The sequence below is a fragment of the Streptomyces sp. NPDC046727 genome, assembly GCF_040645635.1.
Taxonomy (GTDB): domain Bacteria; phylum Actinomycetota; class Actinomycetes; order Streptomycetales; family Streptomycetaceae; genus Streptomyces.
Window position 1 is genome coordinate 1 of sequence record NZ_JBEYYR010000062.1, and the last position, 18,702, is coordinate 18,702.

Annotated in this window: 19 protein-coding genes and 2 pseudogenes; 12 read left to right on the forward strand and 9 right to left on the reverse strand. The window is 72.8% G+C overall.

Annotated elements, in window-relative coordinates:
• Window positions 1–683: pyridoxamine 5'-phosphate oxidase family protein (locus ABZ937_RS41210; RefSeq protein ID WP_361700381.1), on the reverse strand; the 683-nt coding region annotated here is incomplete at its 3' end.
• A 28-nt stretch (window positions 684–711) separates the two neighbouring features.
• Window positions 712–1,935: a glycoside hydrolase family 88 protein gene (locus tag ABZ937_RS41215; RefSeq protein WP_361700384.1), complete on the reverse strand. Its 1,224-nt coding sequence runs from the start codon at window positions 1,933–1,935 to the stop codon at window positions 712–714.
• Window positions 1,936–2,116: 181 nt separating this feature from the next.
• Between ABZ937_RS41215 and ABZ937_RS41220 the strand changes: the two genes are divergently transcribed.
• Window positions 2,117–2,632, forward strand: a complete 516-nt coding sequence (locus tag ABZ937_RS41220) for a GNAT family N-acetyltransferase (RefSeq protein WP_361700386.1) — start codon at window positions 2,117–2,119, stop codon at window positions 2,630–2,632.
• A gap of 20 nt (window positions 2,633–2,652) precedes the next feature.
• Here ABZ937_RS41220 and ABZ937_RS41225 read toward each other — a convergent pair whose 3' ends face one another.
• Window positions 2,653–3,087 (reverse strand): ester cyclase, encoded by a 435-nt coding sequence (locus tag ABZ937_RS41225; protein WP_361700389.1) that lies wholly within the window; start codon window positions 3,085–3,087, stop codon window positions 2,653–2,655.
• A gap of 101 nt (window positions 3,088–3,188) precedes the next feature.
• On the opposite strand from ABZ937_RS41225, the gene ABZ937_RS41230 reads away from it, so the two are divergent.
• On the forward strand, window positions 3,189–3,347 hold the full coding sequence (locus ABZ937_RS41230) for a hypothetical protein (protein ID WP_361700392.1): 159 nt from the start codon (window positions 3,189–3,191) through the stop codon (window positions 3,345–3,347).
• 71 nt (window positions 3,348–3,418) lie between these two features.
• A complete protein-coding gene (locus tag ABZ937_RS41235; protein ID WP_361700395.1) occupies window positions 3,419–4,075 on the forward strand; it encodes a maleylpyruvate isomerase N-terminal domain-containing protein in 657 nt (218 codons plus the stop codon).
• A gap of 31 nt (window positions 4,076–4,106) precedes the next feature.
• On the opposite strand, the gene ABZ937_RS41240 is transcribed toward ABZ937_RS41235, so the two are convergent.
• Window positions 4,107–4,859 carry a VCBS repeat-containing protein gene (locus ABZ937_RS41240; protein WP_361700398.1) on the reverse strand — a complete coding sequence of 251 codons (753 nt, stop codon included), beginning with the start codon at window positions 4,857–4,859 and terminating at the stop codon, window positions 4,107–4,109.
• A 205-nt stretch (window positions 4,860–5,064) separates the two neighbouring features.
• On the opposite strand from ABZ937_RS41240, the gene ABZ937_RS41245 reads away from it, so the two are divergent.
• Together ABZ937_RS41245 and ABZ937_RS41250 are read left to right on the forward strand one after the other, a co-directional pair.
• Window positions 5,065–7,614 carry a beta-L-arabinofuranosidase domain-containing protein gene (locus ABZ937_RS41245; protein ID WP_361700401.1) on the forward strand — a complete coding sequence of 850 codons (2,550 nt, stop codon included), beginning with the start codon at window positions 5,065–5,067 and terminating at the stop codon, window positions 7,612–7,614.
• A gap of 444 nt (window positions 7,615–8,058) precedes the next feature.
• Window positions 8,059–8,397, forward strand: coding sequence for an FMN-binding negative transcriptional regulator (locus ABZ937_RS41250; protein ID WP_361700403.1), 339 nt, complete (start codon window positions 8,059–8,061; stop codon window positions 8,395–8,397).
• On the opposite strand, the gene ABZ937_RS41255 is transcribed toward ABZ937_RS41250, so the two are convergent.
• Complete coding sequence (locus ABZ937_RS41255) at window positions 8,351–8,815, reverse strand: GNAT family N-acetyltransferase (RefSeq protein ID WP_361700405.1); 465 nt, start codon at window positions 8,813–8,815, stop codon at window positions 8,351–8,353. The genes ABZ937_RS41250 and ABZ937_RS41255 overlap by 47 nt on opposite strands.
• 219 nt (window positions 8,816–9,034) lie before the next feature.
• Between ABZ937_RS41255 and ABZ937_RS41260 the strand changes: the two genes are divergently transcribed.
• Window positions 9,035–9,676 (forward strand): hypothetical protein, encoded by a 642-nt coding sequence (locus ABZ937_RS41260; protein ID WP_361700447.1) that lies wholly within the window; start codon window positions 9,035–9,037, stop codon window positions 9,674–9,676.
• Between the two features lie 23 nt (window positions 9,677–9,699).
• Here the strand turns inward: ABZ937_RS41260 and ABZ937_RS41265 are convergent, their stop codons facing one another.
• From ABZ937_RS41265 to ABZ937_RS41275, 3 genes are all read right to left on the reverse strand, one after another.
• Window positions 9,700–10,386 carry a DJ-1/PfpI family protein gene (locus ABZ937_RS41265; protein WP_361700407.1) on the reverse strand — a complete coding sequence of 229 codons (687 nt, stop codon included), beginning with the start codon at window positions 10,384–10,386 and terminating at the stop codon, window positions 9,700–9,702.
• Window positions 10,387–10,542: 156 nt separating this feature from the next.
• A complete protein-coding gene (locus ABZ937_RS41270) occupies window positions 10,543–11,439 on the reverse strand; it encodes an NAD(P)-dependent oxidoreductase (protein WP_361700410.1) in 897 nt (298 codons plus the stop codon).
• Window positions 11,440–11,458: 19 nt separating this feature from the next.
• The gene (locus tag ABZ937_RS41275; protein WP_361700412.1) at window positions 11,459–11,623 is read right to left on the reverse strand and encodes a hypothetical protein; all 165 of its coding nucleotides are present in this window, start codon (window positions 11,621–11,623) and stop codon (window positions 11,459–11,461) included.
• 222 nt (window positions 11,624–11,845) lie between these two features.
• Here ABZ937_RS41275 and ABZ937_RS41280 point away from each other — a divergent pair.
• From ABZ937_RS41280 to ABZ937_RS41295, 4 genes and pseudogenes are all read left to right on the forward strand, one after another.
• Window positions 11,846–12,405: pseudogene (locus ABZ937_RS41280) on the forward strand (LysR substrate-binding domain-containing protein); the annotation flags it as partial.
• 149 nt (window positions 12,406–12,554) lie between these two features.
• Complete coding sequence (cpt, locus tag ABZ937_RS41285) at window positions 12,555–13,088, forward strand: chloramphenicol phosphotransferase CPT (RefSeq protein ID WP_361700415.1); 534 nt, start codon at window positions 12,555–12,557, stop codon at window positions 13,086–13,088.
• Window positions 13,089–13,292: 204 nt separating this feature from the next.
• Entirely contained in the window at window positions 13,293–13,598 is a 306-nt protein-coding gene (locus ABZ937_RS41290) for a hypothetical protein (protein WP_361700417.1), read from the forward strand.
• Window positions 13,599–13,846: 248 nt separating this feature from the next.
• Window positions 13,847–14,312: pseudogene (locus ABZ937_RS41295) on the forward strand (alpha/beta hydrolase fold domain-containing protein).
• A 33-nt stretch (window positions 14,313–14,345) separates the two neighbouring features.
• Here ABZ937_RS41295 and ABZ937_RS41300 read toward each other — a convergent pair.
• On the reverse strand, window positions 14,346–15,539 hold the full coding sequence (locus ABZ937_RS41300; RefSeq protein WP_361700419.1) for a CPBP family glutamic-type intramembrane protease: 1,194 nt from the start codon (window positions 15,537–15,539) through the stop codon (window positions 14,346–14,348).
• Window positions 15,540–15,697: 158 nt separating this feature from the next.
• On the opposite strand from ABZ937_RS41300, the gene ABZ937_RS41305 reads away from it, so the two are divergent.
• Both ABZ937_RS41305 and ABZ937_RS41310 read left to right on the forward strand, forming a co-directional pair.
• Window positions 15,698–18,043, forward strand: a complete 2,346-nt coding sequence (locus ABZ937_RS41305) for a histidine kinase (protein ID WP_361700421.1) — start codon at window positions 15,698–15,700, stop codon at window positions 18,041–18,043.
• Entirely contained in the window at window positions 18,040–18,699 is a 660-nt protein-coding gene (locus ABZ937_RS41310; RefSeq protein WP_361700423.1) for a response regulator transcription factor, read from the forward strand. Before ABZ937_RS41305 ends, ABZ937_RS41310 begins: the two co-directional genes overlap by 4 nt.
• Window positions 18,700–18,702 lie beyond the last annotated feature (3 nt).

Sequence of the window (18,702 nt, forward strand, 5' to 3'; positions counted from 1 at the left end):
CCGACCCCGGCCCCGTCTGCTCGCCCTCCCTCCTGTGTGGGCGGGCGGCCCCCCCCCCCCCCCCCCCCCCCCCCCCGCGACCGCAACTCCTCGTTCTCCTCCTCCAGTTCCGAGATGCGCTCGTACACCCGCTGCAGCGCGTCCGAGAGTTCGGCCTCGGAGAACCGCGGAGTGATGTGCTTGGCGCAGTTCCAGGCGAGGCCCTCGACCCGCACGACCAGCAGCCACTCCTCGCGCCCGTCGGTGCGCGCGTCCCCCGACCGGCCGCGCAGCTCCGAGAACTCACCGGGATCCCGGATCTCGGCCCGGCCGAACACCTTCAGCCGGGCCCGGTGCGCGTAGTCCATGAAGAACAGGGAGACCCGGTCATCGCCGCGGATGTTCCCGGCCGTGATGTACTGGCGGTTTCCGCGCACATCGAGGAAGGCCAGCGTCTCGTCGTCCAGGACGTGCACGAATCCCGGCGGTCCGCCACGGAACTGCATGTACGGCCAGCCGGTCTCGCTCACGGTGGCGAGATAGAAACCGTCGCGGGCCGCGATGAAGTCGGCCTCGTCGGGCCCCAGACGATCGGCACGCCCCGGGTCTCCGGCGAGCAGCCGCTCCATGGCCGAGGCGCTTCCCCGCTCTTCCTGGACGCGTCGGACATTCTCGGTGAAGGCCACCTGGGCGTAACGGCTCATGAGATCCCCATCTCCCTGCTCCCCCACCTCAGTGTGACAGGTCGATCGCCCGGTCGATCTCCTCGGGCCGGAGCACGCGCAGGATCCCTTCGAGGAGGTAGTAGTCGGCGTAGGGCAGCGAGACCTCGATGCCGTCCTCGGCCGGGCGGTTGCGGGTGCAGCGGGCCACGACGGCCTCGGCGCGGGCCGAGTTCCTCGTCAGGCAGGTGTCCGACAGCGCGGTGAGCAGGCGCAGTGCCACGTCGCGGTAGGTGTGCCTGCCCGTTGCCGCGTGCAGGTCGAGCAGACCGCACGCCATCACGGCCCCGGCCGAGGCGTCCTTGATGTCATGGGGCGCTTGCGGCGCGCCGTAGTCCCATACCGGGACATGGTCGGGGGTCAGCGCTCCGATGGCGTAGTCGGCGAGTTTCCGCGCGGTGTCGCGGAACTCCTTGTCGCCGGTCCGCCGGTACATCGTGGTGAACCCGTAGATCCCCCAGGCCTGTCCGCGCGACCAGCACGAGGCGGGGCTGTAGCCCTGCACCGTGTTCGGGCCGATGGCCGCGCCGGTGTCCGGGTCGAAGTCGTACACGTGCGGGGTGGATCCGTCCGGGCGGGGGAAGACGCGCTGCGCGGTCTTCGCGTGCTCCACGGCGATGTCCAGGTACCTGTCGTCGCCGGTCTGCCGGCTCGCGAACACCAGCAGGTCGAGGTTCATCATCGTGTCCATGATGACCCGGCCGGCGTTGGTGCGATCCGTCAGCGCGCCCCAGGCCCGGATGAACCTGCCGCGCGGATTGTACCGCCGGCTCAGGGAGTCCGCCGCCCGTATCGCGCCCGTCCGCCACACGTCGTCGCCGGTCAGGCGCCAGGCGGTGACCCACGAGGGGTAGAAGAGGAAGCCGAGGTCGTGCGTGCCCGTGTCGTACTGACGGGGCGCGAGATTCCGGGCCGACTCGACCGCCCAGGCGCGGAAGGCGTCGTCCTTGCTGTGGAGCCAGGCCATCCACAGCGTTCCGGGCCAGAAGCCGCCCACCCAGTCCCCGTTGCGCGAGTACGTCCACTTCTCGAACTTCGTCCCGACCGGGAAGCCCGTCACGCCGGGCGCGACGGTACGGACCTTCTCGACGGCGTAGTCCGCCGCGGCGCGGAGCGTCCGCAGGGTCGCCCCGGTGTCCTGCCGGTCCGCCGCCCCCGCGGCCGGCACCTCGGTGGCGCCTACGACCGCCGCACCGGCCGCCGTGGCCAGCAGCGCACGCCGGGAAACACTCATGCTCGCCCTCCAACTTCACTGCGGACGGGGGAAGTTGGCTGAGCCTTGCACACCGCCCTCACCCATGTACACCCACGTGGGTCGAGTTCATGAATGTGAACACCAGGGCTCGTGATCTTTACCTCCACGAGATCGGACGACAGGATGGGCGGGCCGAGCCGTTCGCGCGAGGAGGGGATGTATGGCCGATCACTGGGTGAAGCTCGAACTGGATATCGCTTCGTTCGAAGCGGCGCGTTTCGCGGCATACGTGACACGGTGTCGTGCCGAAGGCATTCGCCTGGCCACCCTCGCCGAACTGGGTGACACTCCGGAACACCGTCGCGCGCTCTACGAACTGAACAAGGAGTGCTCGGCGGACATCCCGGAGCGCGGGGAGTTCTACGCGTACGAGGAGTACGCCGAGCGGCGCTTCGAGGTCGCCGGCTACGACCCTCGTGGCGTCGTCATCGCCCTGGACGGCGACACCTGGATCGGCATGGCGGCGACCTCGGTTCATGGCGACTTCGTCTTCAACGAGATGACGGGCGTGCGGGCCGGTTACCGAGGCCGCGGCATCTCGATCGCGATGAAGACCGTCGGGCTGGACTTCGCCCGGGAGTACGGGGCGACCAGGGTCCGGACCTTCCATCACCCGGCGAACGCGAACGCCATCGCCATGAACCGCAGGATGGGATTCGTGGACGCGGAGGACTGAAGCCGGCTAGTCCGGCCTCGTCACGGGGCGAGCGCACCCAGTTGTCGCAGTTGTGACAAGACGTCGACGACGCCCCAGATCTCGACGATGCGGTCGTCGGCGAAGCGCATGATGAAGATCTCGCTGTATGTGACGGCCTTTCCGGTGGGCGGCAGGCCCCGGTACTCGCCCCGGTGGGTGCCGGTGACCGTGTTCCGGAAGACGACCTTGTCCCCTTCGGCGATCGTGTCCTCGATCGCGACGTGAAGGTCGGGGAACGCGCGCAGGAGCACCTCCCACACCTGCTTGAGTGCCTGCACTCCCGTCATGCCCATCGGCACCGGCGCGTGGAACAGCACGTCCGGCGCGACGATCTCGTCGATCAACTTCGAGATCGTCTCCAGGTCACCGGCGTTGACGGCGTCGTGCAGACGACCGAACGTCGCCTTGTTGCGTGTCGCCCGGGCTGTCGACATGGGGCTCCTTCCAGGGTCGGTACGAGGCATGGGTCATCCGGCGACTGCCGCCGGTCGTGGTGCCTCGCCACCTACGACGAGACAGCCCGCCCAGATGTGACATGACCGCCATCAAGACACGGCGGGTGCGCCGGCCCCTGCTCCTGCTGGCCGGGGCCGGGCGGATGCTGGAGCGGCCACGCGTACGGCGGGCCATCGGGTGCACCACCGGTGTCGTACTCATCGGCTTCGGCGTCGCGCTCGTGGCCTCGTCCGGCTGACCGGCGTGAGGCCGGATCGGGCCGCGAGGAATTCGGTCGAAGGTCCGCCCGGGCGCTGCTAGTTTGCGGCCGTGGATCTCTTCTCGCGCTCCTGGACGGCGTTGCGTACGGCGGTGGCCGAACTCCCCGACGAGGACTTCACGCGGCCGTCGGGCTGTACCGGCTGGCTCGTCCGGGATCTGGTGTGCCATCTGGTCATCGACGCTCAGGACGTGCTGATCACCCTCGTGACGCCCACCGAGGCGGAGCCGACGCACGACGCGGTGACCTACTGGCACGTGGCCGACACGCCGCCGACCGGCGACGACCCGCTGGACGCGCTGACCGTCCGGCTCGCCGCCGCGTACGTGGATCCGCGGCTGCTGAAGTTCCACCTCGACGACGTCGGTTCCGCCGCCGGGCGTGCGGCGGAGCTGGCCGACCCGGATCTGCGGGTCGGCACGCAGGACATGGTCCTCACCGCGGGCGACTACCTGTCCGCGTACGTCCTGGAGTGGACCCTGCACCACCTGGACCTGATCGAGCACCTCCCGGGCGCGGCGCAACCGCCCGCCGAGAGTCTCGCCCGCACCCGCGCGATGCTGGAGGAGATCGCCGGGGCGGCCTTCCCGCCGTCGTGGTCCGACCAGGACGCGCTGCGGGTCGGCACGGGACGCCGCACGCCGACCGCCACCGAACAGGCCGAACTGGGCCAACTGGCCGAAAGACTCCCGCTCGTCCTCGGGTGAGCCTGGACTGTCGACGGGCGCGGCGCTGCCGTCACCCGGCGGTCGCCCCTGCCCCGCAGTCCGGGTAGAACGGCGTCAGGCCGGAGCGGGGGAACTCGGCCGGGGGGTCGTAGCCGGTGCCCGGTGAGTCCGTGGTGTACGTGCCGGTGTCGGCCGCGAGTCCGGTGTGCGCGTCGCCGAGGCGGGCCTGGGTCTCGTAGGTGCCGTCGCCGGAGTAGGTGTACGCCGCCAGGTCGGGGTAGCGGTCGTGGTTGTAGTCGGCCACGGCGATGTCCTTCGTGGCCCGCAGGTCGAGGTGGACGATCCGCCGGGCACGGCCGGTGTCGGAGAAGGGGCCCAGCCGCAGTTCGGCCACGCGGGGCTGGATCGGGTCGTCGCCGGCCTGCTCCTCCCCCGCGACGACGACCAGGTCGCTCCAGCCGTCACGGTCGAAGTCCGCCACGGCGGCGCTCACGTACGCCTGCCGGCGCCCGGTGCGGTCGGCCAGCCCCCGGGCCGAGACCCGCCTTTCGTGCGGCGAGCCGGTGCCGAAGGTGACGGTCAGCCGGGCACCGCGGTGGGACGGGTCGGTGGCGCGGTCCGGGTGGCCGTCGTTGTTCAGGTCGGCGATCAGGTCCCCGGATCCCGTCAGACACGCGGTGACGGCGGGCGGTGCGGCCGGACGCGGCGGGGGCTTTCCCAGGGAGTCCTCCCCGCCGGCGAGGAGCAACAGGCCCGCCAGGGCGGAGGCGGCGCGTTTGAGCCGTCTCGACCCGGGAGAACCGCTGTGTCCACGCGCTGCCATGGAGGGGAATCCTAGCCACCGGGCCGGAGACGCACGGGGGTTGGGGTGCGGCCCATGTCCTCCCCCGCGCCATTGACACCAGGAGTCAGTCCTCTACCGTAGACCCCCGCACAGCATGTCGCACAGCATTCGACATCTCGAACAGACGCGCATGGGGTGGGAGCGGGACTCGCCACCCCGATGCCATCGACATGCGGAGGACTTCGTGACCCCACCCCTCGGCAGACGGTCCTTCCTCACCGCGGCCGGCGCCACCGCGGCGGCCCTGACGGCCGCGGAAGGCCCCACCGCCCACGCGGAAGGCCGAACCGCCCCCACCGCACCGCGGACCGGGCAAGCCAGACGCCGACAGGCAGCCCGCGTAGGGCCGTTCCCGCTCACCGCGGTGACCCTGCTGGCCGGGCCGTTCCAGGACAACCAGCGCCGCAACACCGCCTACTTGCGTTTCGTCGACATCGACCGGCTCCTGCACACCTTCCGTCTGAACGTCGGCCTGCCCAGTACCGCCCAGCCCTGCGGCGGCTGGGAGGCGCCGACCGTGGAACTGCGCGGGCACTCGACCGGCCACCTGCTGTCCGGTCTGGCGCTCGCCTTCGTCGGCACGGGCGACACCGCGGTGCGCGACAAGGGCCGCCGGCTGGTCGCCGCGCTGGCCGCGTGCCAGGCCGCGTCGCCGTCGGCCGGCTACGGCAAGGGCTATCTGTCGGCGTTCCCGGAGAGCTTCTTCGACCGGCTGGAGGCCGGCACGGGCGTCTGGGCGCCGTACTACACCATCCACAAGATCATGGCGGGGCTGGTGGACCAGTACCGGCTGGCCGGGAACGACCAGGCCCTCGATGTGGTCCTGCGGATGGGCGAGTGGGTCGACGGGCGTACGGCCAGGCTGAGTCACGAGCGCATGCAGCGGGTGCTGGAGACCGAGTTCGGCGGCATGAACGACGTGCTGGCCGACCTGCACGCGATCACCCGGGACGCCCGCTGGCTGGAGGTCGCCGAACGCTTCGCCCACGCCCGGGTGTTCGACCCGCTGGCGGCGGGCGAGGACCGGCTCGCCGGACTGCACGCCAACACCCAGATCCCGAAGATGGTCGGCGCGGTACGGATGTGGCAGGAAGGACTGCCGGACCGCTACCGCACGATCGGGGAGAACTTCTGGCGGATTGTCACCGCCCACCACTCCTATGTCATCGGCGGCAACAGCAACGGCGAGGCGTTCCACGAACCCGACGTCGTCGCCGGGCAGCTGTCCAACGGGACCTGCGAGAACTGCAACAGCTACAACATGCTCAAGCTGACGCGGCTGCTGCACTTCGAGGATCCGGACCGCACGGACCTGCTCGACTACTACGAGCGCACCCTGCTCAACCAGATGCTCGGCGAGCAGGACCCGGACTCCGCGCACGGCTTCAACATCTACTACACCGGTCTCGCGCCCGGGTCGTTCAAACAGCAGCCCTCCTTCATGGGCACGGACCCGAACGCCTACTCCACCGACTACGACAACTTCTCCTGCGACCACGGCACCGGCATGGAGACACACGCGAAGCTCGCCGACACCATCTACACGCACGACGAACAGCGGCTGCTGGTCAACCTGTTCATCCCGTCCGAGATCCACTGGCAGGAGAAAAGAATCACCTGGCGGCAGACCACCCGGCTGCCCGACTCCGCCTCGACCGTCCTCACGGTCACGGCCGGACGCGCCACCCACCAGCTGGCGGTCCGCATCCCCGCCTGGGCCTCCGGGGCGCGGGTCCGGCTGAACGGCCGTACGCTGCCCGACCGGCCGGCGGCGGGCAGCCGGCTGACGCTGGACCGCGAGTGGCGGACGGGCGACCGGGTCGAGGTCAGCCTGCCGATGCGGACGACCCTGGAGACCACTCCGGACGACCCGGACGTGCAGGCCGTACTGCACGGTCCGGTGGTGCTGGCCGGGGCGTACGGCGACACGGCGAACCGGTGGCTGCCCCGCCTGGACACCTCCAGCATCCGGCAGGCCTCGGCCGATCCGCTGCGTTTCACGGCGACCGCCGACGGAAAGGCGGTCACCCTGCTGCCGATCGCCCGCGTCCACCACCAGCACTACGACGTCTACTGGCTGACCGGCAGGCCACCGTCCCCGCCACCGGAGTTCGCGGCCTGGCACCGCTTCGACGAGACCTCCGGGACGTCGGCCGCGGATGCCACCGGCCACGGGATGGGCGCGACGCTCGCCCGCGGCGCCGCCTGGACACAGGGGCACAGCGGCGGGGCCGTGGCGCTGGACGGCGCGGACGGTCATGTCGTCCTCGCCGCGGACCTGCTGGCGGGCGCGTCCGCCTACTCGATCGCGGCCTGGGTGAAGCTGACCGGGCAGCCTGCCGCCTGGAGCCGGATCTTCGACATCGGCACCGGCGTCAGCGCCAACATGTTCCTGACCCCGCTCAGCGACGCCGGCACCCTCCGCTACGCGATCACCGCGGGCGGCGGGGGCGCGGAGCAGCGCATCGACGCCGACCCGCTGCCGACGGACCGGTGGGTCCACGTGGCCGTCGCCTACGGTTCCGGCACCGCCGTGCTGTACGTCGACGGCCGCGAGACGGGCCGGAACACCGCCGTCACCGTCGAACCCCGCTTCTTCGGCAACCACATCCGGGCCGCCTACATCGGCAGGTCCCAGTACCGGGACCCGTATCTGAAGGGAGCCGTGGACGACTTCCGGGTCTACGGCCGGACACTCGACCCGGCCGAAATCGTGGCTCTGGTCCAGGGCTGACAGTCCGCCACCGCGGTGTCCGAAGCGCAGGGACCGCCGTCGCTTGCCCGGTGAGAGAGGGGGACCATGGAACAGCGGGACGGCCGCGGCGTGACCCGGCGGCAGGCGCTCGGCTCTCGATGCTCCAGTCGTGGGGGAGATCGAGCCGTCTCCAGCCGCCGTCGTCGTACCTGGGCGACTCGGCGCCGGCGGCATCGCCGCGCAGGAACAGCCACCCCTCGTCGAAGGACCGCTCACGCTCGTGCCCCGGCGGGCCACCGGTCCCGGTCGCGGCGACCGCCTCCGGTCTCGAACGCGACCGTGCCCGCCACCGCCACGCCCAGCGCGACACCCGGCCACGCTCACCCTGCCGGTGACGGGAGGGTGACGGCTCGCCTGCCCGGCCGGTCGCGCGCTTGACCTTGCCCCCGAGGGCAAGGTCAAGCGTGGCGCGAGGTGAACGGCATGCTGATCGCCGACCTCGACCGTCCCGACCGAGAGACCGATCCCGGCTCCCTCGTCGGACACATGGCGCGCAGCAACGACCCGTGGCGGGAGCCGGTGCGGGGCGAGGCCCTGGCGATCGTACGCGGACCCAACGGGTATGTGACGCGGACCTGGTATCCGACCAAGGCCGCGCAGCTGAGCCGGCTGACCTGTCTGCACGAGGCCGGCTCCGTCGAGCCGTGGTCCGTCGACCAGGCACCGGCGCCGTTCGTCGAGGGACGGCTGCGCGCGGTCGTCGGTGTCGAACCGGTCAGAGCGGCTTCCGGGCCGGGGCGCTGCCCGGCCGGCGCACCATGAACACGTCCACGGGATCCTCGGTCTCCACCGTGAATCCGTGCCGCTCGTACAGCCGCCGGGCCGGGCTGCCCTGCAGCACGTTCAGCCGGACGAGCGCGCCCTCCCGGTCACAGCGCTCCAGCAACGCGCGCAGCACGCCGGAACCGATGCCGCCGCCCTGCAGACGCGGGGTCAGGTAGAAGTGCTCCAGCCACTGGGCGTCCTGGTCAGGGCGGAGCGCCACACAGCCGGCGAACGTGTCGGCCACCTCGATCACCCAGGTGTGTGCCGGGTCGAACCCGTCCCGCAACCGCTGCCGTACCCGCTGCTCGTCGTACCGCCCGAGTCGTTCCAGGTCCGCCCGCAGCACCACGGCCCGCAACTCGGCCACCATCTCGACGTCCGACACCGACGCCTGCCGCAGACCCCAGTCCCCCATGATCGCCACGCTACACGTGGTTCCGCCGGCACTTGGCGCAAGGGCCCTCAGCGAGGCGACGGCGGCACATGTCGCCGGGCCTGTTGACGGGATACTGACGATGCGGGTACCAGGGCTGAAACAGGCGATCGGTCTGTCATTGCCGCCTCGCCAACGGTGAAAACCGGTCGACCCGCCCGTATCATCCAGGTGTCGCACCGTCAGGAGCGGAGGAAAGAGATGCCGGAAAGCGTTGGCCCCGTCACCGAATTGACCTCTCAATATGTCAGTCAGGTGACCAACGATCTCGAGAACAATCTCAAGGAACAGGAACGCATCACGGCCGAAATCGCCGCTCTCCAGGAGCAGTTGGCCACCCTGCAGCACGACCACGCCATCCTGCTGAACATGCAGCAGGCCCTCGGCATCGCCCAGCCGGCCGGGAGCCCGGTCGTCCCCGCCCCCCGGAAGAAGAGCGGCGGCACACCGCGCGCCGAGACCAGGAAGCCCGGAACCGGGAAGTCGGGGGCCGGAAAGTCCGGGACCGGGAAGACCGCGGTGCAGAAGTCGCCTGCCAGGAAGGCGACTTCCGAGGCCGCTCAGCCCACGCTGATCGAACTCGTCCGCCGGCACCTGGCCGAGCAGAGCGAACCTCGCTCCGCCGCGGAGGTCACCGAGGCGCTGGGCCGGGCGCACCCCGACCGAGGGATCCAGACCAAGGTCGTACGCACCACCCTGGAGAACCTCGTGGCCAGGAACGGCGCTCAGCGCACCAAGCAGGGCTCGTCCGTCTTCTACACCGTCCCGGGCGAACCGGCGGAGGGGAACACGGCGAAGGGCACGGCGGACGTCACCACGGAGGGCACCGACACCGTCACATGATCCGCCCCGGCCAGGATGCCGGGTCAGAAGCCGGCGGGCACCGGGCCTCGGGCGCGCCAGACGGTGCCGCGGCGCTCGTACGCGAACAGTTCCTCGACGGCGTGGGCGATCCGCGGGCCCACTTCGCGTTCCAGGAGGTACAGCCCGAGATCGAGCCCGGAGGTCACGCCGCCGGCGGTGACCAGGTCGCCGTCGTCGACGACGCGGGCGTTCACCGCGTGGACGCCGGTGGCGTCGAGCAGGTCCATGCCCAGGTGGTGGGTGACGGCATGGCGTCCTTCCAGCAGGCCGGCCATGGCCAGGATCATCGAGCCACCGCACACGGCGGCGACTGTCACGTCCGGGTCGTCCATCGCGGCCTTGAGCAGCGCGGGCAGTTCGGTGGTCAGGGTGCGGCCGAGCAGTACGGGGATGGAATCGTCCTGCGATCGTTCCCCGGCCCCGGCCTCGCGGTCGGGCACCTCGCCGAGCTCACCGATACGGCCGGAGGCTCCGGGGACCAGGACCAGCCCCGCGCTTGTCGGATCGAGGGCGGCGGTGGCGCGCAGCGCCAGCCCGCCGGTGCCGCTGACCACCTCCCGTGGCCCCTCCGCGGACACGAGTTCCACACTCACCGCGCCGCAGGCGGCCCTGCCGCCGTGCAGCACCTCGAAGGGAGCGATGACGTCCAGCGGATCGAAGCCGTCGAACAGGACGATCTGAGCATGCATGAAGGGCTCCTTCGAAAGCGCCCCCGGCCGGTGCCGGGAACACAGCCGAGGCTATGAGCCGTCCGCCCCCGTCCCCAGTGGCACTGGTGCCAGCCTTCAGCGGATTAACGCCAGGACCGCCGTGGCCGCGCTCGAACGCGCGGGCATGCAAATCCTTCAGGCGGACGGCCGGTCGGCGGGGTCGAAGCTGGCGAAGTAGGCGGCGGCCATGTCCTCGTCGGCATGGCCCTGCGCGGCGGCACGCTCCAGGCGCTCCGCACTCGCGGCGGCCACGTCCAGGCGCAGGCCGTTCCGTTCGCCCGCCTGGACGATCAGCCGCGCGTCCTTGGCGGCCGTGCCCACCGCGAACTGGGCCGGGGACAGCCGGTCGTCGAGGATGAGCGCCGACTTGGCCCGCAGGTACCCCATGTCCAGCGGGCCGCCGCCGATGGCGTCGAAGAAGCTCTGCGGGTCCACGCCGAGCGCCTGCGCCAGGGCCAGCACCTCGCCGGCCGCGGCGGTGGCCGCGATGACCCAGCTGTTGGCGACCAGCTTCAGCCGGGTCGCGCTGCCGGCCGCGCCGTCCTCGCCGGTCCACACCGTACGGGCACCGACCGCGTCGAACACCGGGATCACCGCGGCCCGGTGCTCGCTCGGGCCCGCGGCGAGGACGAGGAGCTGACCGGCCTCGGCGGGCTGGCGGGTGCCCAGCACCGGCGCGTCGAAGAAGACGAGGCCGTGCTCGCGGGCGAACGCGGTCAGGTCGTCGATGGCCTCGATGCCGGCGGTGGTGGACTGCACCCAGGCGGCGCCCGAGCGCAGTGCGGGTGCGGCCTCGCGCATGACATCCAGGGCGGCGGCGCCGTCGTGGAGCATGGTCAGGACGACGTCGGCGCCCTCGACGGCCTCGGCGGGCGTGCCGGCGACGTGCGCACCGTCGGCGGCGAGCGGTTCGGCCTTGGCGCGGGTGCGGTTCCAGGCGCGGACGGTGTGTCCGGCCCGCAAGAGGTTGCGGGCCATCGCGGCGCCCATGATGCCGGTGCCCAGGACACTCACGGTGAGCTTGTCGGTCATGACGTCAACTTCCTGAAGACTACGGGTGTGTGGCGGCGGAGGCGGCACGGACCGGGCCGTCCAGCCACGCCTGGTGGCCGTTCGGCATCGGGTTCGGCGTCTGCCGGGCCAGTTCGGCGGCGGGGCGGCCGAACTGCGTCTCCTGGGTGAGGATACGGACCCGGCCTCCGGACAGATCTTCCACCAGCCAGGCGTGCAGGACGTCGAGCCGCCGCTCCGGCGTGCCGGGGCCTGGAACTCCACCACGGGGGTCCAGCGGCAGGAATCCGAAGACGAGGTCGACCTCCGGTACGGGGCCGCCGCCCTGCGGAAAGGAGATGTCGGCGACGTTGTCGTAGTACGACTCCCAGATGGAGGTGTCGGTCAGGAACCGCCGGACCCGGGCCGCGTCGACGCCCTGGACGACGACCTCGTCACCCGGCTGCCGCGCGGTGTGGAACCGACTCCCGTCGCCCACGAACTCGCCGCCCAGGCCGCGGGCCCGCTCGACGCGCTCGCCGCCCTGGGGGGCGCCGGCCCGTCGGCCGGGCACACCACGCCCGTGCATCTCGCCGGACCGTCGGAGCTGCTGTGCGTGCGCGTCCTGCCCGCGCTGGTGCCGCTCGTGGCCGACGGCGTACGACTGCGGGTCGCGCAGGGGCTGCCCGAGCCGCTGCTGGAGGAGATGCGGACCGGCCGGCACGACCTGGTGATCGCGACCCGGCGGCCCCGGGGGCGCGCCCTGGAGTCGGTGCCGCTCGCCGACGAGGTGGCGGACCGTCTTCGGCAAGCAGCTCACCGCCCGCGCCGCGGTCACCGTGCCGAACCTGTACGCGGTGCTGTCGGCGGTCGGCGCGGGCGCCAGCTACAGCGTGCTGCCCCGCTCGCTGTGCCAGGAGTATCTCGACTCCGGCCGGCTCCGTCCTCCTCCACGAACCGGAGGAGGCGCCGTTGAACACCCTGTTCCTCGTCCAGCGCCCCGGCGCCGACTCCAGGGCGCGTCCCCGGGGCGGCCGGGCGCCGGCTGGTGCGCGGGACGCCGTGGAGCTCGTACGGTTCCAGGAGTTGCGGCCGGGCCCATGGCGGGCGCCGGAATTCGTTACCCGCCGTGTCGGCAGGGTCCGTACTCTGGCCCGGTGACGACTCAGGTGATCATTCTCAACGGCGGTTCCAGCGCGGGGAAGTCCGGGATCGTGCGCTGCCTGCAGGACGTACTGCCCGCACCCTGGCTGGCGTTCGGGATCGACTCGCTCGTCGACGCACTGCCCGCGAAGCTGCGGGGGACGGACGGCGGGATCGAGTTCGCCGCGGACGGCGCGGTGCAGGTCGGGACGGATTTCCGGGCGCTGGAGGCGGCCTGGATGGAGGGCGTCGCGGCGACGGCCCGCGCCGGCGCCAGGGTCGTCGTCGACGACGTCTTCCTCGGCGGAGCGGCCTCCCAGCAGCGGTGGCAGAAGGCCCTGGACGGACTGGACGTGCTGTGGGTCGGCGTCCGCTGCGCACCCGAGGTCGCCGCGGCACGGGAGATCGCCCGTGGGGACCGGGCCCAGGGCATGGCCTCGGGCCAGGCCGACGTGGTGCACGAGGGGGTGTCGTACGACCTGGAGGTGGACACGACCCACACCGAGTCCCTGGTGTGTGCGCGGGCCATCGCCGCCCGCGTCCGTTGACCGGCGGAACCGGGGGTGTCCGGGCGGGAGCCCGTGCGGACGGGCAGGGCAGGATCGCCGACGTCCTCTGGCCCGGCCGCGCAGAACGGTCCACCGCCATGTCGGCGAACTGCGCACGCCGGCTGGAGCCCGGCCTGGCGCCCCGCGCGCTTTGAGCAGGCCGTACGGCACTTCACCGGCGCGCTGCGGCTGAGGCATGGCCCGGTGATAGGCGGCCTGCCCGGACCGGTGCGGGCGCACCCGCACTTCGCGGCCGTGGCCCGGGAGATCGTCCCCATCGTCCGGCCGGCGGCGGACACCGCACTGCGGTGCGGCGGCGCGGACCGGGTGCTGCCGAGCCTGCGCAGCCGGCGGCCCGCGGACCGCAGGCGGAGGCGCTCACCGGCTACGAGGACGTACGCCACGAACTGGCCACCCGGCTGGGCACAGGCCCGTCCGGAGCCGGTACGGCCCTACGTCCCCGCCCGCCCAGCTGCCGCCGGACCTCGCCGTGTTCACCGGCCGTATTGATCAACGGCGCGGCCGGGATCGGCAGGACCACCCTCGCGGTCCACTGGGCACACTGGGCCGCCGACCGCTTTCCGGACGGCCGGCTCCGCCTGAAACCGGGCGGGTCGGCCGCCCGCCGAGCCGTCCTGGAACCCGCCGAGGCGCTGCGCCGGCTGTTCGACGCCCCGGGCGTGCCCGCACGGCGCATGCCCGGCAAGGGTCTGGACGCGTCCCGGCTGGCCGTGGCCGGTGACTCCGTCGGCGGCAACATGACGGCCGCCCTCACCCTGATGGCCAAGCAGCGCGGCGGGATCCCGCTGCTCCAGCAGGTGCTGTTCTACTCGGTCACCGACGCCAACTTCGACACACCGTCGTACCACCAGTTCGCCACGGGTACTTCCTGCGCCGCGACGGCATGCAGTGGTTCTGGGACCAGTACACCACCGACGAGAGCGAGCGCGCCCAGATCACCGCCTCCCCGCTGCGCGCCACCACCGAGCAACTGACGGGCCTGCCCCGGCCCTGGTCATCACCGGCGAGGCCGACGTGCTGCGCGACGAGGGCGAGGCGTACGCCAACAAGCTCCGCGAGGCCGGCGTCCCCGTCACCGCCGTCCGCTTCCAGGGGATCATCCACGACTTCGTGATGCTCAACGCCCTGCGGGGCACGCACGCGGCCCAGGCCGCCATCGACCTGGCCGTCCGCACCCTGCACACGGCCCTGCACAGCGCCTGATCCCGAGGAGCCCGCGCGGCGGCCGGCCGCGGCTCAGGTGCGGTCCGCGCTGTCTCCGCCGGCGCCCGGAGCCGTGGGCGGAACGGCCGTACCCGGCGCCGGAGCCGTCGTGACCGGGCCCGGATGCCCTGCCCACGGCGACGGAGCATCCGTACCCTGCCCCAGGTGTCCGGCCCACGGCGAGGGAGCGCCCGTACCCTGCCCCGGCTGCCCCGCCCACGGCGGCGGCACAGGAGCACCGGCGGCCGGATACCCCGCCCACTGCTGTGGCACCGGGGCACTGTACGGGTACGCCATGGCGTACGCCTGCGGCTGGGGTGTCGGTGCCGGTGCCGTGTGCTCCAGTTGGCGGCGGCGCAGCCACCACGCCACGGCCGCCGTGTACAGCGCGATGCTCAGCACGTCGATCGCGACCACCTGCCAGTTCGCGTCGGCCGCGGTCTCGTCGCTGCTGAGTCCGTCGACGACGGCGGCCGAGACGCCGAAGGCGAGGAGGTTGTTGACGGCGTGCAGGGCTATGGACGCCTCCAGTCCGCCCGTCCGCCAGGTCAGCCAGCCCGCGGCCACCCCGAACACCACCAGGTCGGCGAAGCCCCAGACGGTGCCCCAGCCGTGGGCGGCGGCGAACAGGACGGCCTGGGGCAGGAGCGCGGCCCACGGCGAGCGGAGGAACGCGCCGACGGTCTGGGTGAGCCAGCCACGGAAGACGTACTCCTCGGCGGCCGCCTGCACGGGCACCAGCACCACCAGCATGGCGAGGGCCTGTCCGAAGGACGTCCAGCCCACCCACTGGCTGTCCGCCTCGCCGGCGTCCGCGGGCAGCAGGAACATGCCGCCCATCGCGAGGCCGAGGATCGGCGCGGCGGTCAGCAGGCACAGCGCCAGCCAGCGCCATCTCAGCCGGCCGGTCACCGAGGAGACCGTGCCGGCCGGGCGGCCCTCGATCCAGCGCACGACCAGCAGCAGCACCGGTATGCCCGCCGCGATCGTGAGCAGGTCCACGGCGGTGCCCAGGACGGGGCCGAACTCCGGCCAGCCGTCCGCGTCTTCGGAGGACCCCATGGTCGAGCCCAGGGCGGCGACGAAGACCATGAGGACGATCAGCGTGATCACGTACGCCACGGCCACGACGAGCGTCCCGAGCAGGGGGCGCCACCACCGATGGCGCGGGGAGAGGCGGGCCAGGCGGTGGTACGGGAGCTGCTCGGCGAGTTGTGGCTGTGTCATGCCGTCAGCCTGCCGAAAGACGCCCGTGTGCGCCATCGGCCCGCGGCATGAACCGGTGTCTCCACCCCTGGTCGGTGTCTCTACCCCAGGTTGGAGACGGATCTCGGCCTCGGGTCCGGTGCCCGCCGCACGGGCCGGCCTCTACGCTCGACGGCGACATGGAGACGATACGCAACTGGCTCCTGCCCCTGCTGCTGGCCGCGGGGCAAGGCGCCCTGCTCTGGCCCGGGGTGGGCCCCGACGGCACACCCGGCGAGCCGGCCCTGCTCGGCGTGGTGTGCGCGCTCGCCGTGGAGACGGCCGCACTGGGGCGGCGCCGGACCGCTCCCGTGCGGGCGCTGGCCTGGACCCTGGGTGCCCTGGTCGTCGGCGCGCTGGCCTCGCCGGACGGCTATCTCGGCCTCGGTCCGCCGATCGCCCTGTACTCCGTCGCCGTGCGCTGCCCCGTGCCGGTGACGGTACGGGCCGTGGCCGCCGTCGTGGGCGTCGAGTGGGTGCTCGCCGCCGTACAGGAAGGCATGCGCCCCCCGCTGCTGTCGGACATGGCCCTCGCCCTCGGTGTGTATGTGCTGTGCGCGGGACTCGGCGAGGCCCGGCGGCAGTGGATCGCCGGCCGGCTGACCGCGACGCGGCGGCTGGCCGGGGCGGAGCACGCCCGTAGGCTGGCGGGCGAGCAGGAGCGCCGGCGGCTGGCCCGGGAGCTGCACGATGTGAGTGCCCATCACCTCACCTCGGTCGTGGTCACCGTCGACGCCGCGCGCAGGCTCCAGGGCAGCAGACCCGACCTGGCCGCCGAGGCGCTGTCGTTCGCGGAGCGCACCGGCGCCGAGACCCTCACGGCCCTGCAGCGGCTCGTGGGACTGCTACGGGACACCGACCACCCGGACCACCGGCCGATGAGCGGGCGGATCGAGGAACTGATCGCCGGGTTCGGCCGGCTGGGCCGTCCGGTCACCGCGCGGATCCCCGACGATCTGGCCGGCCCGGCGGCCGAGGCCGTCCACGGCATCGTCCGCGAGGCTCTCACCAACGCGCTGCGGTACGCGCCCGGCGCCCCCGCCCGGGTGCTCGTGCGGCGGACGGACGGTCTGCTCGAACTGACCGTGGAGAACGCGCCGCCGCGTACCGCGCCGCAGGGTGCCGGGGGCCTCGGCGCGGGGCGCGGAGTCTCCGGGATGCGGGAGCGGGCCGCCTCGGTCGGGGGCGAACTGACCGCCGGGCCCACGCGGGAGGGCGGCTGGCGGGTCCACGCGACGCTGCCCGACGGTGCCGAGCCGCGGCGGCCGGACGAGCCCGGCTGGCGGCGTGACGTCCTGCGGGAGCAGCGGCTCGCCGATCCCGCCGTGGCGCTGACCGCGATGATCCTGCCCGTCTCCTTCGCTCTGGCGCTCACGGAGGACTGGTCCGCCGCCGCCCGGCACGCCGCGCTGCCGGCGCTGCTGGTCGTCTGCGGACTGCTGGTGCTGCACGCGCTGCCCCTGCTGTGGCGCCGACGTGCTCCGTGGGCCGTCTTCCTCGCCGTCCTGTCGACGGCGGGCCTGTGGCCGGTGGCCGCCGTCGCGGTGCCTCTGCCGTCCGAGGTGGCGGAGTTGCTCGTCGGCGGGATGCTCGTGGAGACGCTGGCCGGGTACGCGGTCGCCGCGTACGGGCAGGGGGCGGCCCGTACCTGGCCGGCGCCGGTCGCGGCGACGCTCGGGGCGGCCTGCGCCGTGACGGTCACGGCGTGCGCCGACGGCTCGGTGGCGGGTGAGCCGATGAGCCCGGCCGAGGCCGTCGTGCTGGCCTTCATCCTGTCCGTCCTGCTGGCCCCGGTGTTCGTGGCGGTGTGGGGTGCCGGGCTCGTCGTACGGCGTCGCCGGCTGCGGGCCCTGGCGTACGACGACTTCGCGTTCGCCAGCTCGATGTGGCAGGCGGACCGGGCCGCGGAGGCCGAACGGCAGCGGCTGGCGGCCACGTTGCGGGACGCCGTACTGGCGCACACTCGGGCCCTCGTCGGTGCGGCCCGGCGCGGCGATCCGGCGGAGGTGGCCGACGCCGCGCGTGCGGCGCTGGCCGCGATGCGGGAGATGCTGCACAGCCTCGGCGACGGCGCGGAGCCCGCCGGCCCGCTCGCTCCCTCCCCGACCGCCGCCGACCTCGACGCCCTGTGCGACGCGCTGCGTTCCGCCGGCCGCGACGTACGGCTGCGCGGTCTGCCGGAGGCGGCCCGGGAACTGCCGCCGTCCGTGCAGGTCTCGGTGTACCGGATCGTCGAGGCGGCGCTCGGCGCGGGTGATCTCGGGCCGGCGCGGGTGACCCTGCGGCGTCGCCGCGGCACCCTGCGGATCACGGTGACGGGGGTACGGCTGGCCGTCGCGGGCCCGGTCGCCGAGCGGCTTCGGGTGCAGGTCGCCGCGGGCGAGGGGCGGATCCAGTGCGAGCCGGCCGGTACGCTACGGGTGTCGCTGCCGGCCGGAGTCGTTCCGGCCCCCGTCCAGGAGGTGTCCCCGTCGCCGTTCGCGTGATCGTCGTCGACGACCAGGCCGTGGTCCGGGCCGGGTTCGCGGCCATCGTGGACGCCGAACCCGATCTGTCCGTGGTGGCCGAGGCCGGTGACGGGGCGACGGCCGTGTCGCTCGCCGTGGCCGGGGCGGCCGACGTCGTGCTGATGGACATCCGGATGCCGGGCATGGACGGACTCACCGCGACCCGGCTGATCACCGCGACGGCGGGCGGGCCCCGGGTGCTGGTGCTCACCACGTTCGACCTGGACGAGTACGTGTACGAGGCGCTGCGCGCCGGGGCGTCCGGGTTCCTGCTGAAGGACGCCCGGCCCGAGGAGCTGCTGTCCGCGATCCGGGTCGTCGCGGGCGGCGACGGCATCCTGGCACCCGCCGTGACCCGCCGCCTCATCGACACCTTCGCGCGCGGTGCCCCGCCCCCGCCCTCGGCCGGCGGGCCCCTCGGCCGGCTCACCCAGCGGGAGCGGGAGGTCCTGCTGAAGATCGCCTCCGGTCTGACCAACGCCGAGATCGGCGCCGAACTCGGCGTCACCACGGGCACGGTGAAGAGTCATGTGAACGCCCTGCTGTCCAAGCTCGGACTGCGCGACCGGGTCCAGGCCACGATCCTCGCCTACGAGACCGGGCTGATCAGCCCGCGTGGGGTCCGGCAGGACTGAGCG